The sequence below is a fragment of the Arthrobacter sp. 05L421 genome, from assembly GCF_056397785.1.
Genome location: NZ_JBFTOC010000004.1, coordinates 252,534 through 266,722, shown reverse-complemented (window position 1 = coordinate 266,722; position 14,189 = coordinate 252,534). Strand labels below are relative to the sequence as shown.

General features: G+C 67.5%; 11 protein-coding genes. 3 read left to right on the top strand and 8 right to left on the bottom strand.

Translation table 11 applies throughout. The annotated features are described in order from the left end of the window. Window positions 1–17: 17 nt before the first annotated feature. Both AC1DKQ_RS07860 and AC1DKQ_RS07855 read right to left on the bottom strand, forming a co-directional pair. Window positions 18–650 carry a hypothetical protein gene (locus AC1DKQ_RS07860; protein WP_476918620.1) on the bottom strand — a complete coding sequence of 211 codons (633 nt, stop codon included), beginning with the start codon at window positions 648–650 and terminating at the stop codon, window positions 18–20. A 192-nt stretch (window positions 651–842) separates the two neighbouring features. Further along, window positions 843–1,748, bottom strand: a complete 906-nt coding sequence (locus AC1DKQ_RS07855; RefSeq protein WP_476918619.1) for a LysR family transcriptional regulator — start codon at window positions 1,746–1,748, stop codon at window positions 843–845. Window positions 1,749–1,821: 73 nt separating this feature from the next. Here AC1DKQ_RS07855 and AC1DKQ_RS07850 point away from each other — a divergent pair, with 73 nt between their 5' ends. Continuing rightward, window positions 1,822–2,829 carry an EamA family transporter gene (locus tag AC1DKQ_RS07850; protein WP_476918618.1) on the top strand — a complete coding sequence of 336 codons (1,008 nt, stop codon included), beginning with the start codon at window positions 1,822–1,824 and terminating at the stop codon, window positions 2,827–2,829. A 161-nt stretch (window positions 2,830–2,990) separates the two neighbouring features. Then, the gene (locus AC1DKQ_RS07845; RefSeq protein ID WP_476918617.1) at window positions 2,991–3,350 is read left to right on the top strand and encodes a hypothetical protein; all 360 of its coding nucleotides are present in this window, start codon (window positions 2,991–2,993) and stop codon (window positions 3,348–3,350) included. 175 nt (window positions 3,351–3,525) lie between these two features. Here the strand turns inward: AC1DKQ_RS07845 and AC1DKQ_RS07840 are convergent, their stop codons facing one another. Genes AC1DKQ_RS07840 through AC1DKQ_RS07830 form a run of 3 tightly spaced genes read right to left on the bottom strand, consistent with a single transcriptional unit; the run spans window position 3,526 to window position 8,787 of the window. Continuing rightward, window positions 3,526–5,085 carry an FAD-dependent oxidoreductase gene (locus AC1DKQ_RS07840; RefSeq protein ID WP_476918616.1) on the bottom strand — a complete coding sequence of 520 codons (1,560 nt, stop codon included), beginning with the start codon at window positions 5,083–5,085 and terminating at the stop codon, window positions 3,526–3,528. Continuing rightward, window positions 5,082–7,373: a molybdopterin oxidoreductase family protein gene (locus AC1DKQ_RS07835; RefSeq protein ID WP_476918615.1), complete on the bottom strand. Its 2,292-nt coding sequence runs from the start codon at window positions 7,371–7,373 to the stop codon at window positions 5,082–5,084. The genes AC1DKQ_RS07840 and AC1DKQ_RS07835 overlap by 4 nt, the downstream gene beginning before the upstream one ends. Window position 7,374: 1 nt before the next feature. Next, complete coding sequence (locus tag AC1DKQ_RS07830) at window positions 7,375–8,787, bottom strand: MFS transporter (RefSeq protein ID WP_476918614.1); 1,413 nt, start codon at window positions 8,785–8,787, stop codon at window positions 7,375–7,377. Window positions 8,788–9,081: 294 nt separating this feature from the next. Here AC1DKQ_RS07830 and AC1DKQ_RS07825 point away from each other — a divergent pair, with 294 nt between their 5' ends. Beyond that, window positions 9,082–10,494, top strand: coding sequence for an MFS transporter (locus tag AC1DKQ_RS07825; protein WP_476918613.1), 1,413 nt, complete (start codon window positions 9,082–9,084; stop codon window positions 10,492–10,494). Window positions 10,495–10,623: 129 nt separating this feature from the next. Here the strand turns inward: AC1DKQ_RS07825 and AC1DKQ_RS07820 are convergent, their stop codons facing one another. The 3 genes from AC1DKQ_RS07820 to AC1DKQ_RS07810 form a co-directional block, all read right to left on the bottom strand. After that, the gene (locus AC1DKQ_RS07820; protein WP_476883666.1) at window positions 10,624–11,355 is read right to left on the bottom strand and encodes a glutamine amidotransferase; all 732 of its coding nucleotides are present in this window, start codon (window positions 11,353–11,355) and stop codon (window positions 10,624–10,626) included. Window positions 11,356–11,427: 72 nt separating this feature from the next. Beyond that, the gene (locus tag AC1DKQ_RS07815) at window positions 11,428–13,281 is read right to left on the bottom strand and encodes an acetyl/propionyl/methylcrotonyl-CoA carboxylase subunit alpha (protein ID WP_476918612.1); all 1,854 of its coding nucleotides are present in this window, start codon (window positions 13,279–13,281) and stop codon (window positions 11,428–11,430) included. A 157-nt stretch (window positions 13,282–13,438) separates the two neighbouring features. Continuing rightward, window positions 13,439–14,152 (bottom strand): Maf family protein, encoded by a 714-nt coding sequence (locus tag AC1DKQ_RS07810; protein ID WP_476918611.1) that lies wholly within the window; start codon window positions 14,150–14,152, stop codon window positions 13,439–13,441. Between the last annotated feature and the right edge of the window lie 37 nt (window positions 14,153–14,189).

Genomic DNA, 14,189 nt, shown 5'->3' with positions numbered 1-14,189 from the left:
CGGGTAACCGGACGTTTTCAGGCGGTGGTTGCCTGTTGCTTCCCGGATGCTGTGCGCCCGTGGGCCATCCGGTCGGAGAGGAGGTAGCTGATTCCCGCGATCAGGGGGATCACGCTGGCAGCGACGATCGATCCGACCGGGCCAGACCTTGCGATGACCGTGATCACGAGCGGCAGCACGCCGAGGGCTACGAGCAGCCAGCCGGCCAGCACGGTCCGCTTCAGGCCGAGTACGGCGGCCGGGAAGGCAAGCGCGACGACGCTGACGGCAATGAGGGGTCCGTTTTCGCTGACGAAGCTGCGCAGGGCCGCGGGGTCGAAGGCCAACCACACGCAGGCGGCGATGAAGGCGGAAGACAGTGCGAGCAGCAGGGGAGCGGTAGGAGCCGGCCAGAACCACGCCGCGACCGCGAGGATGAGCATCGGCACCACCCAGGCCAGGGTAATCAGCATCGCGGCCGTTCCGCCGGGGTTCTGCAGCGAGTCGCCAACAATGACGATTGCCGCGAGAACCGTGAACACGGCCATGATGGCCGCCCCGGTCCGGAGCAGCACCGTGGCCCGCTGCTGCGGATCCTTGTCTCGCGTCATGACCACGACGACGGCGAACACAACGATCGCGACGAGCGCCAAGATAACCGGAACGTTCATGGGATGCCTCCTGCTGACGAACGGAGCCTACGATCATTGCATCCCCGGCCAGCGGCGGTGCCAAGGGGAGAAAGGCCCACTTCCCGTTGGCTTGGGAGTTCTCGAATTCTCACCCCAGAGCAGGAACAGTCCGTCGCATAGGCTGGGCGCGAGCGGGCGATCAAACAGCCGGCAGCATGGGAAAACATGGCTCTAGCTTGCAGCTGGGCCTGCAATCTTGCGCAGGAGGCCGGCAAGGTGCTGAATGCCCGGGCTTTCGGTCATGGTCCTGCGGTGCACGATCCCCACATGACGAGCCGGCACGGGATGGACCGGTACAGTGACCACATCCGCAGGCAGCGCTGGCCTGCCGAGACGAGGCACGAGCGCCACCACGGCCCCTTGCTCCACCAGCGCGATGTGGGTTGCGAAGTCCGGATCGTAGACCTGGATATCCGGGACACGGCCCAGATCGGCAAAAATCCGCAATAGGGCCTCGTTGCAGATGGCGCCGTGCGGGGTGCTGATCCAGCGCTCATCAACCATATCGGCGGCTTCCACCTCCGCCCTTCTTGCCAGGGGATGGTTGCGGTGAACCAGCAGATCCGCGATGTCATCGCAAAGCCACTCGAGCACCACATGCTCAGGGATCACAAGCGGGACGGAGTTCCAGTCGTGGACGATGCCGAGGTCAGCTTCGCCGCCGGCTACGCGTGCCACCGCTTCACGTGGGTCCTCAGCCAGCACAGTGACGTCCAGATCGGTTCCGGAGGAAGAGAGCATGCCCAGCATCGGCCCCACCAGCCCCCGGCACGCGGTGGAGAAGGACACCACCCTTAGGCGGCCATACGGTTTGGCGGGATCGGCCAGGAGCGTGGACTGGAGTTCTTCCAGTTCGGCGAGAATGCGGCGCCCATAAGCGGCCAGGGCAAGTCCGCGCTCCGTCAGCAGCACCCCTCGGCCATGCCGCTCCAGGACCGAGAAGCCGGTCTGCTTTTCCAGCTTCTTGATCTGCTGCGATACCGCCGACGGGCTGAAGCCCATCACCTCTGATGCTGCAATGACGGAACCATGGTGCTCAATCGCTGCCAGCGCACGGAGCGCTCCGATGTCTATCATGAAGCAAACGTACATGCTATGCGGTATGAATCAACGCTGGTGCTTCATGCTCCTCTCTGTCAGGGTGGGGAGCGTGAACCTTCGCCATTCCTTGCTTGCCACCCTCGTCGCTGTCTTGTGGGGCCTAAACTTCGTGGCCATCGACTTGGGCCTCCACAGCAACGGACGCGACGTTCCGCCGTTGCTGTTCGTGGCCATGCGGTTTGTCCTGGTGGTCTTCCCCTGGATTTTCTTCGTGCGCAAGCCTGATGTTAGCTGGGCAGCAATTATCGGCGTCGGACTCTTCATGAGCGCCGGCCAGTTCGGGCTGCTGTACCTGGCCATGGCGCTGGGCATGCCGGCTGGTCTGGCCTCCCTGGTACTCCAGGCGCAGGTTCTGCTTACGGTTCTGTTGGCCGCCGTGTTCCTAGGCGAGCGGCCCAGCGGGCGTCAGTTGACCGGCGTCGTACTTGGCGTCGCCGGCCTGGCGGTAGTGGCGGTGGGCCGCAGCGCCGTTGCCCCGCTACTTCCTTTCGTCATTGTGCTGGCCGCGGCGCTTTCCTGGGCTGTGGGGAACGTGGTTGCGCGCAAAGCCAAGGCGGCGTCGGGGCTGGGGCTGGTGGTCTGGTCCGGTGCGGTGGTCCCGCTCCCGCTCGCCGGGCTTTCACTGATCATCGATGGTCCCGATGCCATCACCGCAACGATCGGAGACCTCCAACCCGCCACTGTCCTGAGCGCGCTCTACACTGCGGTTTTCGCTTCACTGGTGGGCTACGGGATCTGGAACCGGCTGCTCGCGAAATACTCGCCGTCGGCCGTGGTCCCTTTTACGCTGCTAGTGCCGGTCGTGGGGATGAGCGCCGCGTGGCTGGCCCTGCAGGAGGTGCCCTCGGCTACGGAAGTGGCTGGCGGACTGCTCTTGCTGGGAGGAGTGGCAACGGCGGTGCTCACCAGACGCGGTGGGCGGATTCAACGACAGGGCCCCGCTTTGCCGCCAGTTCTGGGCCCGGCTCCGGCCAGTGCCCTGCGGGTCGGAGACGCCGACGAACAAAACCTGCAGCGGCTGCAGCGATCAGCCAGTGGAAAACCGTCCGAGAACTGACCTCACGCAGTTCAGGGTCTGCCGCCCGCGGATCAACCGGCACTCCGACTCAGTTCCTGCATCCTTACGACGGGGAGAACCATACGGACGACATCTCCCATGCCGGCGATCAGGGAGGAAGGCCCCTACCTCCAAGCGTTCCGCATAGGCATAATGTCGCCATGTTTATTTTTGTGCTCTTGGCCATCTTGTTACTGGTGGTGTTTTGGCAATACATCTTGGCGGGGATTGGCCTGTGGGTGCTCGTGCTCATCATGCGAGCCGTGGTCAACTGGACGCTGGCCGGTCCGAAGCCGAACTACCCCCGGAAGCCCGTCCAGGCCCGGCCTGCGGCCAGACCTGTCACGACCCGGCCCGCGGCCAGGCCTGTGCGGACCCGGCCTGAGTCTAGTTCCAAGCCCAAGCCTGCCCGGGAGCTGCCCGCGCCCGAATATCTGCCCAGGTGGACTGCTAACCGCCGGCTGGACGCGGGCCGCGAGCATGCCCAGTGGCAGGCGATGTTCGACAACACAGCGCAGTAAAACAGTCCGGGCCGGCTGGGCGCCGCAAAGGGTGAGCGGCCGCGCCGGTGTCCGACGAAGAAGGGTATTCCACCTCCGGGGCGTCGGAACCATAGCCCGGCTCAGCGGCGCGTCGCGGCACCGTTTCTGACGTGTGCCTCCGGCTTGTTCGGCGTCCGGCCGTCAGGACTCCCGCCTAGGCAACCGCGCCCTGAAAGTGGGCCTCAATGATCCCCTTGATGTCGTCGTGGCAGCCGCCGCAGCCGGTGCCGGCACGGGTGGCCGCGGATACCTCGGGCACCGTCCCGCAACCTTCCGTAACAGCAGAAGCAATGGCCGTCCCGCTGACGCCGGCGCACCGGCAGACCGTCCGGGAAGGGTCCACGGAGCCCGCCCTGGCGGCCTGGTCCGGTCCGTCCAGGCGCAGCAGCAGTGACCTGTCCGCAGGGAGTTCGGCGCCGCGCTCGAACAGCTGCACCAGCTCGGCCGAGGTGCGGGGCATGCCGACGGACACGAGGCCTTCGAGGACACCGGCGCGGGTGGTCATCTTGACGTAGCGGCCGTGCTCGGGATCGGCCCACTGGGCGATCTGCAGCCTGGCCCGGCCGTTCACGGCCCCGGCGGTCAGGGCTTCCTCGTCCCACGGGTCTGCGGCAACATCCCCGGCCACGGCCATGTTCATGCCGCGGGCCTTGAGCACGATCACGGCCGGCAGTTCAGCGGGAAGGGAGGGTAGTGCCTCGGCCTCCGCGTCGGCGCCGGATGCCAACAGGGTCAGATAGTCGGCGAGCCATTCGGCCTGCCGCCAGCCCGGCCCCACCAGCCCGGACGGGCCGCGCGAGGTCCGGCACTGAACGCACTCGGGGTCCGGGCAGCGGACCTCGGCGCAGTCGCCGATCGCAAAGATGTGGGGCTCGTGGTGGGCGCGGAGCTTGTGGTCCACCAGGATCCCGGCGGCGGTGGAGAGACCGCAGCCTTCCGCCAGTTCGGTCCGCGGCCGGACGCCGCAGGAGAGCACCAGGAGCTCGCCGTCGAGCGCGGAACCGTCGTCGAGCAGCAGGGCCGAGAAGCCGCCGTCGGGCGCGTTGTGTTCCACGCCGACAGAGCGGGCGTTGCCGGCCACCCGCACGCCGCAATTCCGCAAGGAGGCCGCGAGCACGGAGCCGCCGCCGCGGTCGATGTTCCGGCCCAGGGGATGGGGGCCGTTGTGCACCACGGTCACGGTGGCGCCTTCCTCGGCCGCGGCGAGGGCCGTCTCCAGACCCAGCACACCGCCGCCCAGGACCACCACGCGCTTGCCGCCCGCCACCGCAGCGTGGAGCACGGCCGCGTCGCGGAGATCCCGCAGGGCGGTCACGCCCGGCGGCAGCACCGGCGCGGCCGGGTCCGGGTTGAGCCCGGTGAGGTTGGGGATGACAGGGCGCGAACCGGTGGCGAAGACGAGCCGGTCGTAGCCGGGGGAGGTGCCGTCGCCCAGCAAGACCCGCTGCCGGGCGCGGTCCACGCGGCGGACGCGGACGCCCAGCTGGACATCGACGCCGTCGGCCACCAGTGCCGCCGCGTCGGCGAGGGCCAGGGCGGCCGGCGTGGTGCGTCCGACGCCAAGATCAGCCACCAGCACGCGGTTGTACGCCGCCTCGGACTCTTCCCCGACCACAGTCAGGTGCGCGATGCCGCTGCGCACGGCCGGCAGCAACTCGTCGATCAGCCTCGCGGCGACGGGCCCGAAGCCCACCACCACAATCCGCTCAGTCATGAGGTCTCCTCTGCTTGAAGAACGCGGGCCGGAGCGCCGCTGCGATTGCCGGCCGCGCCCCCGGAGAGAGCGTCTCCGGAAACCGCCCGGTGGATCCACACCTTGCTGGTCTTGAACTCGGGCATCCCGGAAATGGGGTCCGTGGCGGCCTCTGTGAGCCGGTTGGCGCTCTCAAGTTCCGGGAAATGGAACGGCAGGAACACCGTCTCCGGCCGGATGTCCGCGCTCAGCTCGGCACGGCAGCTGACCACGCCGCGCTCGTTGGAAATCGAGACGTAGTCGCCGTCACTGATGCCCTGGGCGGCGGCGGCGGCGGGGTGCAGCTGCAGCCGCGCCTCCGGCTGGGCTTCGGCCAGCGCGGCCACCCGGCGGGTTTGCGCCCCGGACTGGTAGTGCTCCATGAGCCGGCCGGTGATGAGCGTCATCGGCGTCCCGGCGCAGTCCGCTCCGGCTTGCTGAGCGCCGGCGCGTTCCGCAGCGGCCACCGGGGCCGCGCCGGCAGAAGGCGCACGACGTCGGGGCGTCACCGCCGTGAACACGGCCCGGCCGCCGGCATGGGCAAAGGCATCCAGGAACAGCCGCGGCGTTCCGTCGCTTCCGGCGGGGTAGGGCCAGTAGGCGGCCTTGCCGCGGTCCAGCATGGCGTAGTCGATCCCGGAGTAGTCGGCCAGGCCGCCGGAGGACGCGAGCCGGAGTTCCTCGAACACGGTTTCCGGGTCCTCGCTGAACGTGGACGGCGAATCCAGCAGTTCGGCCAGCCGGGTCATGATCCACAGCTCGTTACGCACCCCGGGCGGGGGAGTGAGGGCCCGGCGGCGGCGCAGCACGCGGCCCTCGAGGTTGGTCAGGGTTCCTTCTTCCTCGGCCCACTGGGTGACCGGCAGGACCAGGTCCGCCTCGGCCGCGGTCTCGGAGAGGAAGAAGTCGCACACCACCAGGAAGTCCAGGCTGCGCAGGCCCGCGATCACAGCGTTGGCATCCGGGGCGGACACCGCCACGTTGGCGCCGTGCACGAAGAGGCACCGGACGCCGTCGGGCTGTCCGAGGGACTTGAGGAGTTCGACGGCGGGGAGGCCGGGGCCGGGGATGAGGGTTTCGGGCACGTCCCAGACCTTTGCCATGTGGGCGCGGGCGGCGGGATCGGTGATCTTCCGGTAGCCGGGGAGCTGGTCCGCTTTCTGCCCGTGTTCGCGGCCGCCCTGGCCGTTGCCCTGGCCGGTGAGCGTGCCGTAGCCGCTGCGTGCGGAGCCCGGCAGGCCCAGCAGGAGGGCGAGATTGATGGCGGCCGTGGCGGTGTCAGTGCCGTCGACGTGCTGTTCGACGCCCCGGCCGGTGAGGATGTAGCTGCCGCCCTTGTGAGCGCCGTCGGCCAGCCGCCGGGCGGTTTCACGGATCAGCCCCGCGGGGACGCCGGTGATCGACTGGACCCGTTCCGGCCAGAAGCTTCCGACGCTGCGGGCCACGGCCTCGTAGCCGGAGGTCCGGTCCGCGATGTACCCGGCGTCGGCGAGGCCTTCGTGGATCACGGCGTGCGAGATGCCCAGGAGCAGGGCGAGGTCGGTGCCGGGCAGTGGTTGCAGGTGCAGGCCGCCGCCGTCGGAAGTGAACGCCGCGGTGGCGGAGCGGCGGGGGTCGACGACGATCAGCCCGCCGGCGTCGCGCGCACCCTGGAGGTGCTGGACGAAGGGCGGCATGGTCTCGGCCACGTTGGAGCCGAGCATCAGGATGGTGCTGGCGGCGTCGAGGTCCGCCAGCGGGAACGGGAGCCCGCGGTCCAGGCCGAACGCGCGCATGCCGGCCGCGGCGGCCGAGGACATGCAGAACCGGCCGTTGTAATCGATCCGCGAGGTGCCAAGGGCCAGCCTGGCGAACTTGCCCAGCTGGTAGGCCTTCTCATTGGTGAGGCCGCCGCCGCCGAACACGCCGACGGCGTCCGACCCGTGCCCGGCGCGGGCCCGCTTCACGGCCGCGACGATCCGCGTCAGGGCCTCGTCCCAGCTGACCGGGCGGTGGACGCCGTCGGCGCCCCTCAGCAGCGGTTCCGTGACGCGGCCGGTGTGGTTCAGCAGTGAGGCGGAGGTCCAGCCCTTGCGGCACAGGCCGCCGCGGTTGGTGGGGAAGTCCCGTCCGGCGACTGTCAGGAGCGGCGGGGCGACGGCGGGTGCAGTTTGTTCCGTCACGGGCTCTGACCCCGGCTGGACAGCCGGGGTCAGAACCGCTGGAGACGTCAGCGTCATGGCGCACTGCAGAGCGCAGTAAGGGCAGTGCGTGTCGGCGCTTTTGGTCATGTTAGACGTGTCCCATCGCATTTCGGTTGGCGTTGCGGATGTAGAAGAACCAGCAGACGGTCAGCATCAGGACGTAGGCGCCCACGAATCCGTAGAACGCCGGGGTGTAGGAGCCACTGGCGGAGTTCGAGGCGTTGAGCACCTGCGGGATGACGAATCCGCCGTAGGCGCCGATGGCCGAGACCAGGCCCAGGGCCGAGGACGCGAGCCGCTGGGTGGTTACCGTGCTGGCACCTGACTTTGCTGCCCGGCTTGAGGTGGCGAAGATGATGGGGATCATCCGGTAGGTGGCACCGTTTCCGAAGCCGCTGGCAGTGAAGAGCAGAAGGAACAGGCCAAGGAACAGCCAGAAGTTCTTCAGCGGCAGCGTCCAGACCATGGTGAGGGTGATGACGGCCATGGCAGCGAAGGCGGAAACGGTCATCCGGGCGCCGCCCATGCGGTCCGCCATGCGTCCGCCGTAGGGGCGGGCCAGCGAGCCGACCAGCGGGCCGAGGAAAGCGAGGGACAGGGCCACGGTTCCGACGCCGATCGAGGAGAACGCCGGGAAGTAGTCCTTGATGAGCTTGGGGAACACACCGGCGAAGCCGATGAACGAGCCGAATGTGCCGATGTACAGCAGCGCCATGATCCACAGGTGCGGCTCCTTGAGCGCGGCGAGCGAGCCCGCGACATCGCCCTTGGCGCTGGTGAGGTTGTCCATGTACTTCCAGGCGCCGAACGCGGCGAGCAGGATCAGCGGGACCCACATGAGGCCGGCCACGGGCAGGTTGACGGTGCCGGCGGCCAGGAGGGTGATGGCAATCGGAACGGCCAGCTGTGCGACGGCGGCACCGAGGTTGCCGCCGGCGGCGTTCAGCCCCAACGCCCAGCCCTTTTCGCGGGCCGGGTAGAAGAAAGTGATGTTGGCCATCGAGCTGGCGAAGTTGCCGCCGCCGAAGCCCGCGAGGGCGGCCACGAACAGCATGGTGCCGAACGGGGTCTCCGGGTCGGAGACACACATGGCCAGCCCGATCGAGGGGATGAGCAGCAGCAGGGCCGAGACAATGGTCCAGTTGCGGCCGCCGAAGCGGGGGACCATGAACGTGTAGGGGATCCGCAGCGTGGCGCCCACCAGGCTGGGCATGGAGATCAGCCAGAAGATTTCCGAGGTGGTGAAGGTGAAGCCGGCCGCGGGGAGCTGTACCACCACAATCGACCAGAGCTGCCAGACCACGAAGCCCAGGAACTCGGCGAAGATGGACCAGTTCAGGTTGCGCCGGGCGATGGAGCGGCCGGCCGATTCCCACTGTTCCTTGTTTTCTGCATCCCAGTTGGCGATCCAGCGGCCGGGCCGGTGGTCGAGGGTAAGGGCGCCGGTGCGGGCGGCGCCGGCATCTGCAGTGCCGATTTCGGCGGTGCGTTCAGCAGTCACTTGGGAGACCTCCTTGGGGGGTGTTGTCCTTCCAAAGTAGGGTTGCCGCGTTTCCGGGACGGTCGCCGTTTATTAACGCGCTGTGACTTTTGCCTATCAGGGCTTTTATGACGGTGTGAGAATAGGTGTGACGACCACCACGTGAGACAACGACACGGCGTCCAAATAACGGACTATTTGTCCATTGACTGGACGTTGGGAACTATTATCGGACATATACGAATCCCTAGCCGGCGGCCCCGGGCATCGGGCTCTTGGGGAACATCCGACCGGTCTTCATGAAAGCGTTACTACATGTCATCCACTGCAACCTCCGCGGAGCATGGGTCCACCAAGCAGGTGAATTCGCGCGGCCGCGTGATTGTCGCCAGCCTGATCGGCACCACCGTCGAGTTCTACGACTTCTACGTGTACGCCACCGCTGCCGTGCTGGTCTTCCCCTCCTTGTTCTTCCCGGCGCAGAACGAGACCGCCCAGCTGCTGGCATCCTTCGCTGTATTCGGCGTGGCGTTCATCGCCCGCCCGCTCGGCTCGATCATTTTCGGCCACTTCGGCGACAAGTTCGGCCGCAAGGGAACCCTCGTGGCCTCGCTGCTGACCATGGGCATTGCCACCTTCCTGATCGGCTGCTTGCCGACGGCGAAGGTGGACGGATGGGAATTCTGGGCTCCGGCCCTCCTGGTCGTCATGCGCTTCTTCCAGGGCCTTGCCCTCGGTGGCGAGTGGAGCGGTGCGGCCCTGCTGGCCACCGAGAATGCCCCGGCCAACAAGCGCGCCATCTATGGCACCTTCCCGCAGTTGGGTGCCCCGATCGGCTTCATCATCGCCAACGTGATCTTCCTTGTCTTCAGCTACACCCTGTCGCCGCAGGCCTTCATGGAGTGGGGCTGGCGCGTGCCGTTCCTGCTCAGCGCTGTCATGGTGATCATCGGCCTCTACGTCCGGCTCAAGCTGATCGAAACCCCGGCGTTCACGAAGGTCATCGAATCCAATGAGGTCGCCAAGCTGCCTCTCGCCCGGGTCTTTAAGAGCAGCTGGCGCCACCTGATCCTGGGCACGTTCATCATGCTCGCGACTTACGTGCTCTTCTACTTGATGACCACGTTCACGCTGACCTACGGAACCCGGGCCTCCAGCCTTGATGCCGCCAAGGCCGCAGCCGAGAAGGCGGGCAAGCCGATGACCGAGGCCGCGGCCGCGGCGTTTGTCCCAGGCCTGGGCTACACGCGCAACGACTTCCTCTGGATGCTGATTGTCGGCGTCGTGTTCTTCGGCATCTTCACCCTGGTCTCCGGTCCCCTGGCCGAGAAGTTCGGCCGCCGCAAGATGCTCATCGCCGTGACGGTCGGTATCATCGCGTTCGGCCTGCTGTTCGTCCCGCTGTTCAGCGCCGGATTCGTGGGCACCATGGCGCTGCTGATCATCGGGTTCTCCCTCATGGGCCTGACGTTCGGGCCCATGGGTGCGTTGCTGCCGGAGCTGTTCCCGACGAACGTCCGGTACACCGGCTCGGCCATCAGCTACAACTTCTCCAGCATCCTGGGTGCGGCCGTGGCTCCGTTCATCGCCGTCTGGCTCTGGGAAGTGGGCAAGGGCAGCCCGGCGCTGGTCGGTGTCTACCTCGCCGCCATGGCCGTGCTGACGCTGATTGCCCTGTTTGTGAGCAAGGAAACCCGCGATCTCGACTACACCAACAACGTAGCCTGACGCTCCAGCCCAGTTGCTGACGGAAATGCCCGGCGTGTTCCTCGAACACGCCGGGCATTTCCGTGTCGGCCGGAAAGCAACCGGGCAGGAACGCGCGGCGCGGCAAGCGGGACGGCAAGCGGCAGGGGTTTAGCTCGCGTAGCGCTCCACGAAGTTCCGCAGGATTTTCATCGGCTCCGTCGCGGTGAACCGCCGGGCGTCTTCCATGAGCATTTCGGCCGATTCCGGCGGGAAGTACCCGGCGTGGCGGTAGATATCGATCCTCGTCACGAGCCCGTCGGCATCCAGCTCAGGGTGGAACTGGGTGGCGTACAGGTTGGTTTTGATCCGGAACATGTGCACGGGGCAGGCGGCCGAGCTCGCCAGGAGCACCGCGTGGGCGGGCAGGACGGTGCAGGCTTCCTTGTGGCCGGTGAACGCAATGAAGCTCTCCGGCAGTCCGCGCAGGAGGGGATCCTGCAGCCCTTCCGCCGTCAGTTTGATGGTTACGCCGCCGAGCCCTTCACCATACGTCCGGTCGATCACGGCGCCCTGGTGCAGTCCGAGCGTGCCGACGCCGTAGCAGGCGCCGAGGAACGGGAAGTCCTCGGCCACAATCCGGTCCAGCAGCACCGCGAGTTCACGCTCCACCCGGTGCTGGGCGGCGCTCTTATGCTCGGCCGGGTCGCTGGAAGTGAAGGGACTGCCGCCTACAATGACGCCCGAATAGTCGGACAGTTCCAGGTCAGGCAGCGGGGCGGCTTCCATCCGGATGCGGTGCAACTGCTCCGGCTTGAGTCCGCAGTAGCGAAGATAAGCGAGGTATTCGTCCTCGGCGGCGGTGTCTTCAGCGCGCGAGGCGAGGAGCAGGAATGGCTTCACACTCCAAGTCTCTACCGGCCGGTCACGGGGGCGCCAGAGGCGCGCCCGCGACCGGCGGCGCCATGCAGTCGCTTACTGTGCGTCGCCGTCCTCGATCATGGCGATCACGGCGCCTGCGGCTACAGTCTCGCCAGCCGCGGCGGCGAGGCCGATCACGATCCCGGCGCGGTGGGCGGTAAGCGGCTGTTCCATCTTCATCGCTTCGAGCACGACGACGAGATCGCCCTCAGCGACCGTGTCACCTTCGGCCACGGCCACCTTCACGATGGTCCCCTGCATGGGGGAGGTCAGGGCGTTGCCGCTCGCGGCCACGGCAGCGCCGCCGCCGCGGGAGCGCTTCTTGACCTTGGCCGGCTTGGAGCCGCCCGTGTTGCTGACCGAGCCCAGGGAAGCCGGCAGTACGACTTCGAGGCGCTTGCCGCCGACCTCGACGACGACGCGCTGGCGGTCGCCGGCGTCGGCCACTTCTGCCTCGGTGCCGGTGGGGGCCCAGGCGGGAATGTCATTGACGAAGGCGGTCTCGATCCAGCGCGTGTGCACCTTGAACGCACCGTCGACCGGTGCGAAATCGGGGTTGGTAACAACCGCGAGGTCGAACGGGATAACGGTGGGGATGCCTTCCACCACCATTTCCTCGAGGGCCCGCCGGGCCCGCTGCAGGGCCTGCGTGCGGGTGGCGCCGGTAACGATCAGCTTGGAGAGCATGGAGTCGAAGTTGCCGCTGATGACATCGCCCTGTTCCACTCCGGAATCGATGCGGACGCCGGGGCCGGTGGGGTTCAACAGCCGCGTGATGGTGCCCGGGGCGGGCATGAAGTTCCGGCCCGGGTCCTCGCCGGTGATGCGGAATTCGATCGAGTGGCCGCGGACTTCCGGGTCGCCGTAGCCGAGCTCCTCGCCGCGGGCCAGCCGGAACTGCTCGCGGACGAGGTCGATTCCGGTGACTTCCTCGGAGACACAGTGCTCCACCTGAAGGCGGGTGTTGACCTCGAGGAAGGAGATGGTGCCGTCCTGGCCGACGAGGAATTCGCAGGTGCCGGCGCCAAGGTAGCCGGCCTCCTTGAGGATGGCCTTGGAGGATTCGTAGAGCCGGCGGTTCTGCTCTTCGGTGAGGAAGGGGGCCGGGGCTTCTTCGACGAGCTTCTGGTTGCGGCGCTGGAGCGAGCAGTCGCGGGTGGAGACCACCACGACGTTGCCGTGGGCGTCCGCGAGGCACTGGGTCTCGACGTGCCGCGGGGCGTCCAGGAAGCGTTCGATGAAGCACTCGCCGCGGCCGAAGGCGGCGGTGGCCTCGCGCACGGCGGATTCGAAGAGTTCGGGGATTTCCTCGCGGGTGCGGGCCACCTTGATGCCGCGTCCGCCACCGCCGAAGGCCGCCTTGATGGCCACCGGCAGGCCGAACTTGTCCACGAACTCGAGGATTTCCTCGGCGGATTCGACCGGGTCGGCGGTGCCGGGGACCTGCGGGGCGCCGACTTTTTCGGCGATGTGGCGGGCTTGGACCTTGTCGCCCAGGGCCGAAATCGCTTCGGGGGAGGGCCCGATCCACGTGATGCCGGCATCGATCACCTTGGCGGCGAACTCGGCGTTCTCGGCCAGGAACCCGTATCCGGGGTGGATGCCGTCCGCGCCGGACTGGCGGGCGACGTCGATGATCTTGTCCATCACGAGGTAAGACTCCGCGGCGGTGTTGCCACCGAGTGCGTAGGCCTCGTCGGCGAGCCGGGCGTGCAGGGCGTCGCGGTCGGGGTCGGCGTAGACAGCCACCGAGGCGATGCCTTCATCGCGGGCGGCGCGGATGATGCGCACCGCAATTTCTCCGCGGTTGGCGATCAGCACCTTGGTCAGCCTGCGGGTGCCCGCGGCTGTAGATGACTGTGTTGATCCCGGCACGGTGGGTGCGGACTGCTCCGAATTTGCTGACAAGGCGTCTCCTTCTTTCCTTCAGGGAGCCTAGCGCGCTTTTGAGGGTTCCGCCGATATTACTTGCGGATTCCGCGCGTATACGGCCCTTCCTTTGTAGGGTTGCCACAAAGGGCGGCTAAATGGCTCACTCCGGTCCCACTCGGCTCTTGATCGGTCTTTACTCGGCCCGGACGTCCGCCGGATCCACGGCCCCGCCGGTCCAGAGCTCGGTGATGCCCACATTTGCCTGTCCAAGCAGCGCGCGCAGGGTGGAGATGGAGAGCCCGACGACGGTGTGGGGATCGCCGTCGACCTTGCGGATGAACGCCCCGCCGTAGCCGTCGATCGTGAAGGAGCCGGCGCACTGGAGCGGCTCGCCGGTGGCGATGTAGGTTTCGATTTCCTCGGCGCTCATCTCCATGAAGTGCACCTCGGCGGAGGATACCGAACCCAGGGTGGCGCCGGTGCCGCGTGCGGTGGGGACGCCGTCGTCCGTGCCTTCGCCGTCGGTGTCGCTGTCCGTGTCGCTGTCTGTATCGCGGCAGTCCACGAGCCAGTGGCCTGTGTGCAGGACGCCCATGTTGCCGCTCATGCGGAGCATACGTTCGCGGGCGACGTCGGCCGTGTAGGGCTTGCCGTGGGCCTCGCCGTCGAATTCGAAGACCGAGTCGCAGCCGATCACGAGTGCGCCGTCCGCCTCAGGCAGGGACGCGACGGCCTCGGCCTTGGCCCGGGCGAGCAGCAGGGCGGTGTCATGGGGATCCGTCACGCCGTAGCGGGCCTGGACGGCGTCCTCGTCCACATCCGAGACGAGGACCTCGTGCCGGATGCCGGCATGGCTGAGCAGCTTGGTGCGGGCGGGGGACTGGGAGGCAAGAATCAGGCGGGTCACTGAACAAGCCTAGTCCACCGCCTCCAGAGCAACGCGG

Excerpts from the sequence above, each read along its gene's own strand:
- AC1DKQ_RS07860 (WP_476918620.1), bottom strand. The coding sequence starts at position 650 with ATGAACGTTCCGGTTATCTTGGCGCTCGTCGCGATCGTTGTGTTCGCC.
- AC1DKQ_RS07855 (WP_476918619.1), bottom strand. The coding sequence starts at position 1,748 with ATGATAGACATCGGAGCGCTCCGTGCGCTGGCAGCGATTGAGCACCAT.
- AC1DKQ_RS07845 (WP_476918617.1), top strand. The coding sequence starts at position 2,991 with ATGTTTATTTTTGTGCTCTTGGCCATCTTGTTACTGGTGGTGTTTTGG.
- AC1DKQ_RS07840 (WP_476918616.1), bottom strand. The coding sequence starts at position 5,085 with ATGACTGAGCGGATTGTGGTGGTGGGCTTCGGGCCCGTCGCCGCGAGG.
- AC1DKQ_RS07835 (WP_476918615.1), bottom strand. The coding sequence starts at position 7,373 with ATGACCAAAAGCGCCGACACGCACTGCCCTTACTGCGCTCTGCAGTGC.
- AC1DKQ_RS07825 (WP_476918613.1), top strand. The coding sequence starts at position 9,082 with ATGTCATCCACTGCAACCTCCGCGGAGCATGGGTCCACCAAGCAGGTG.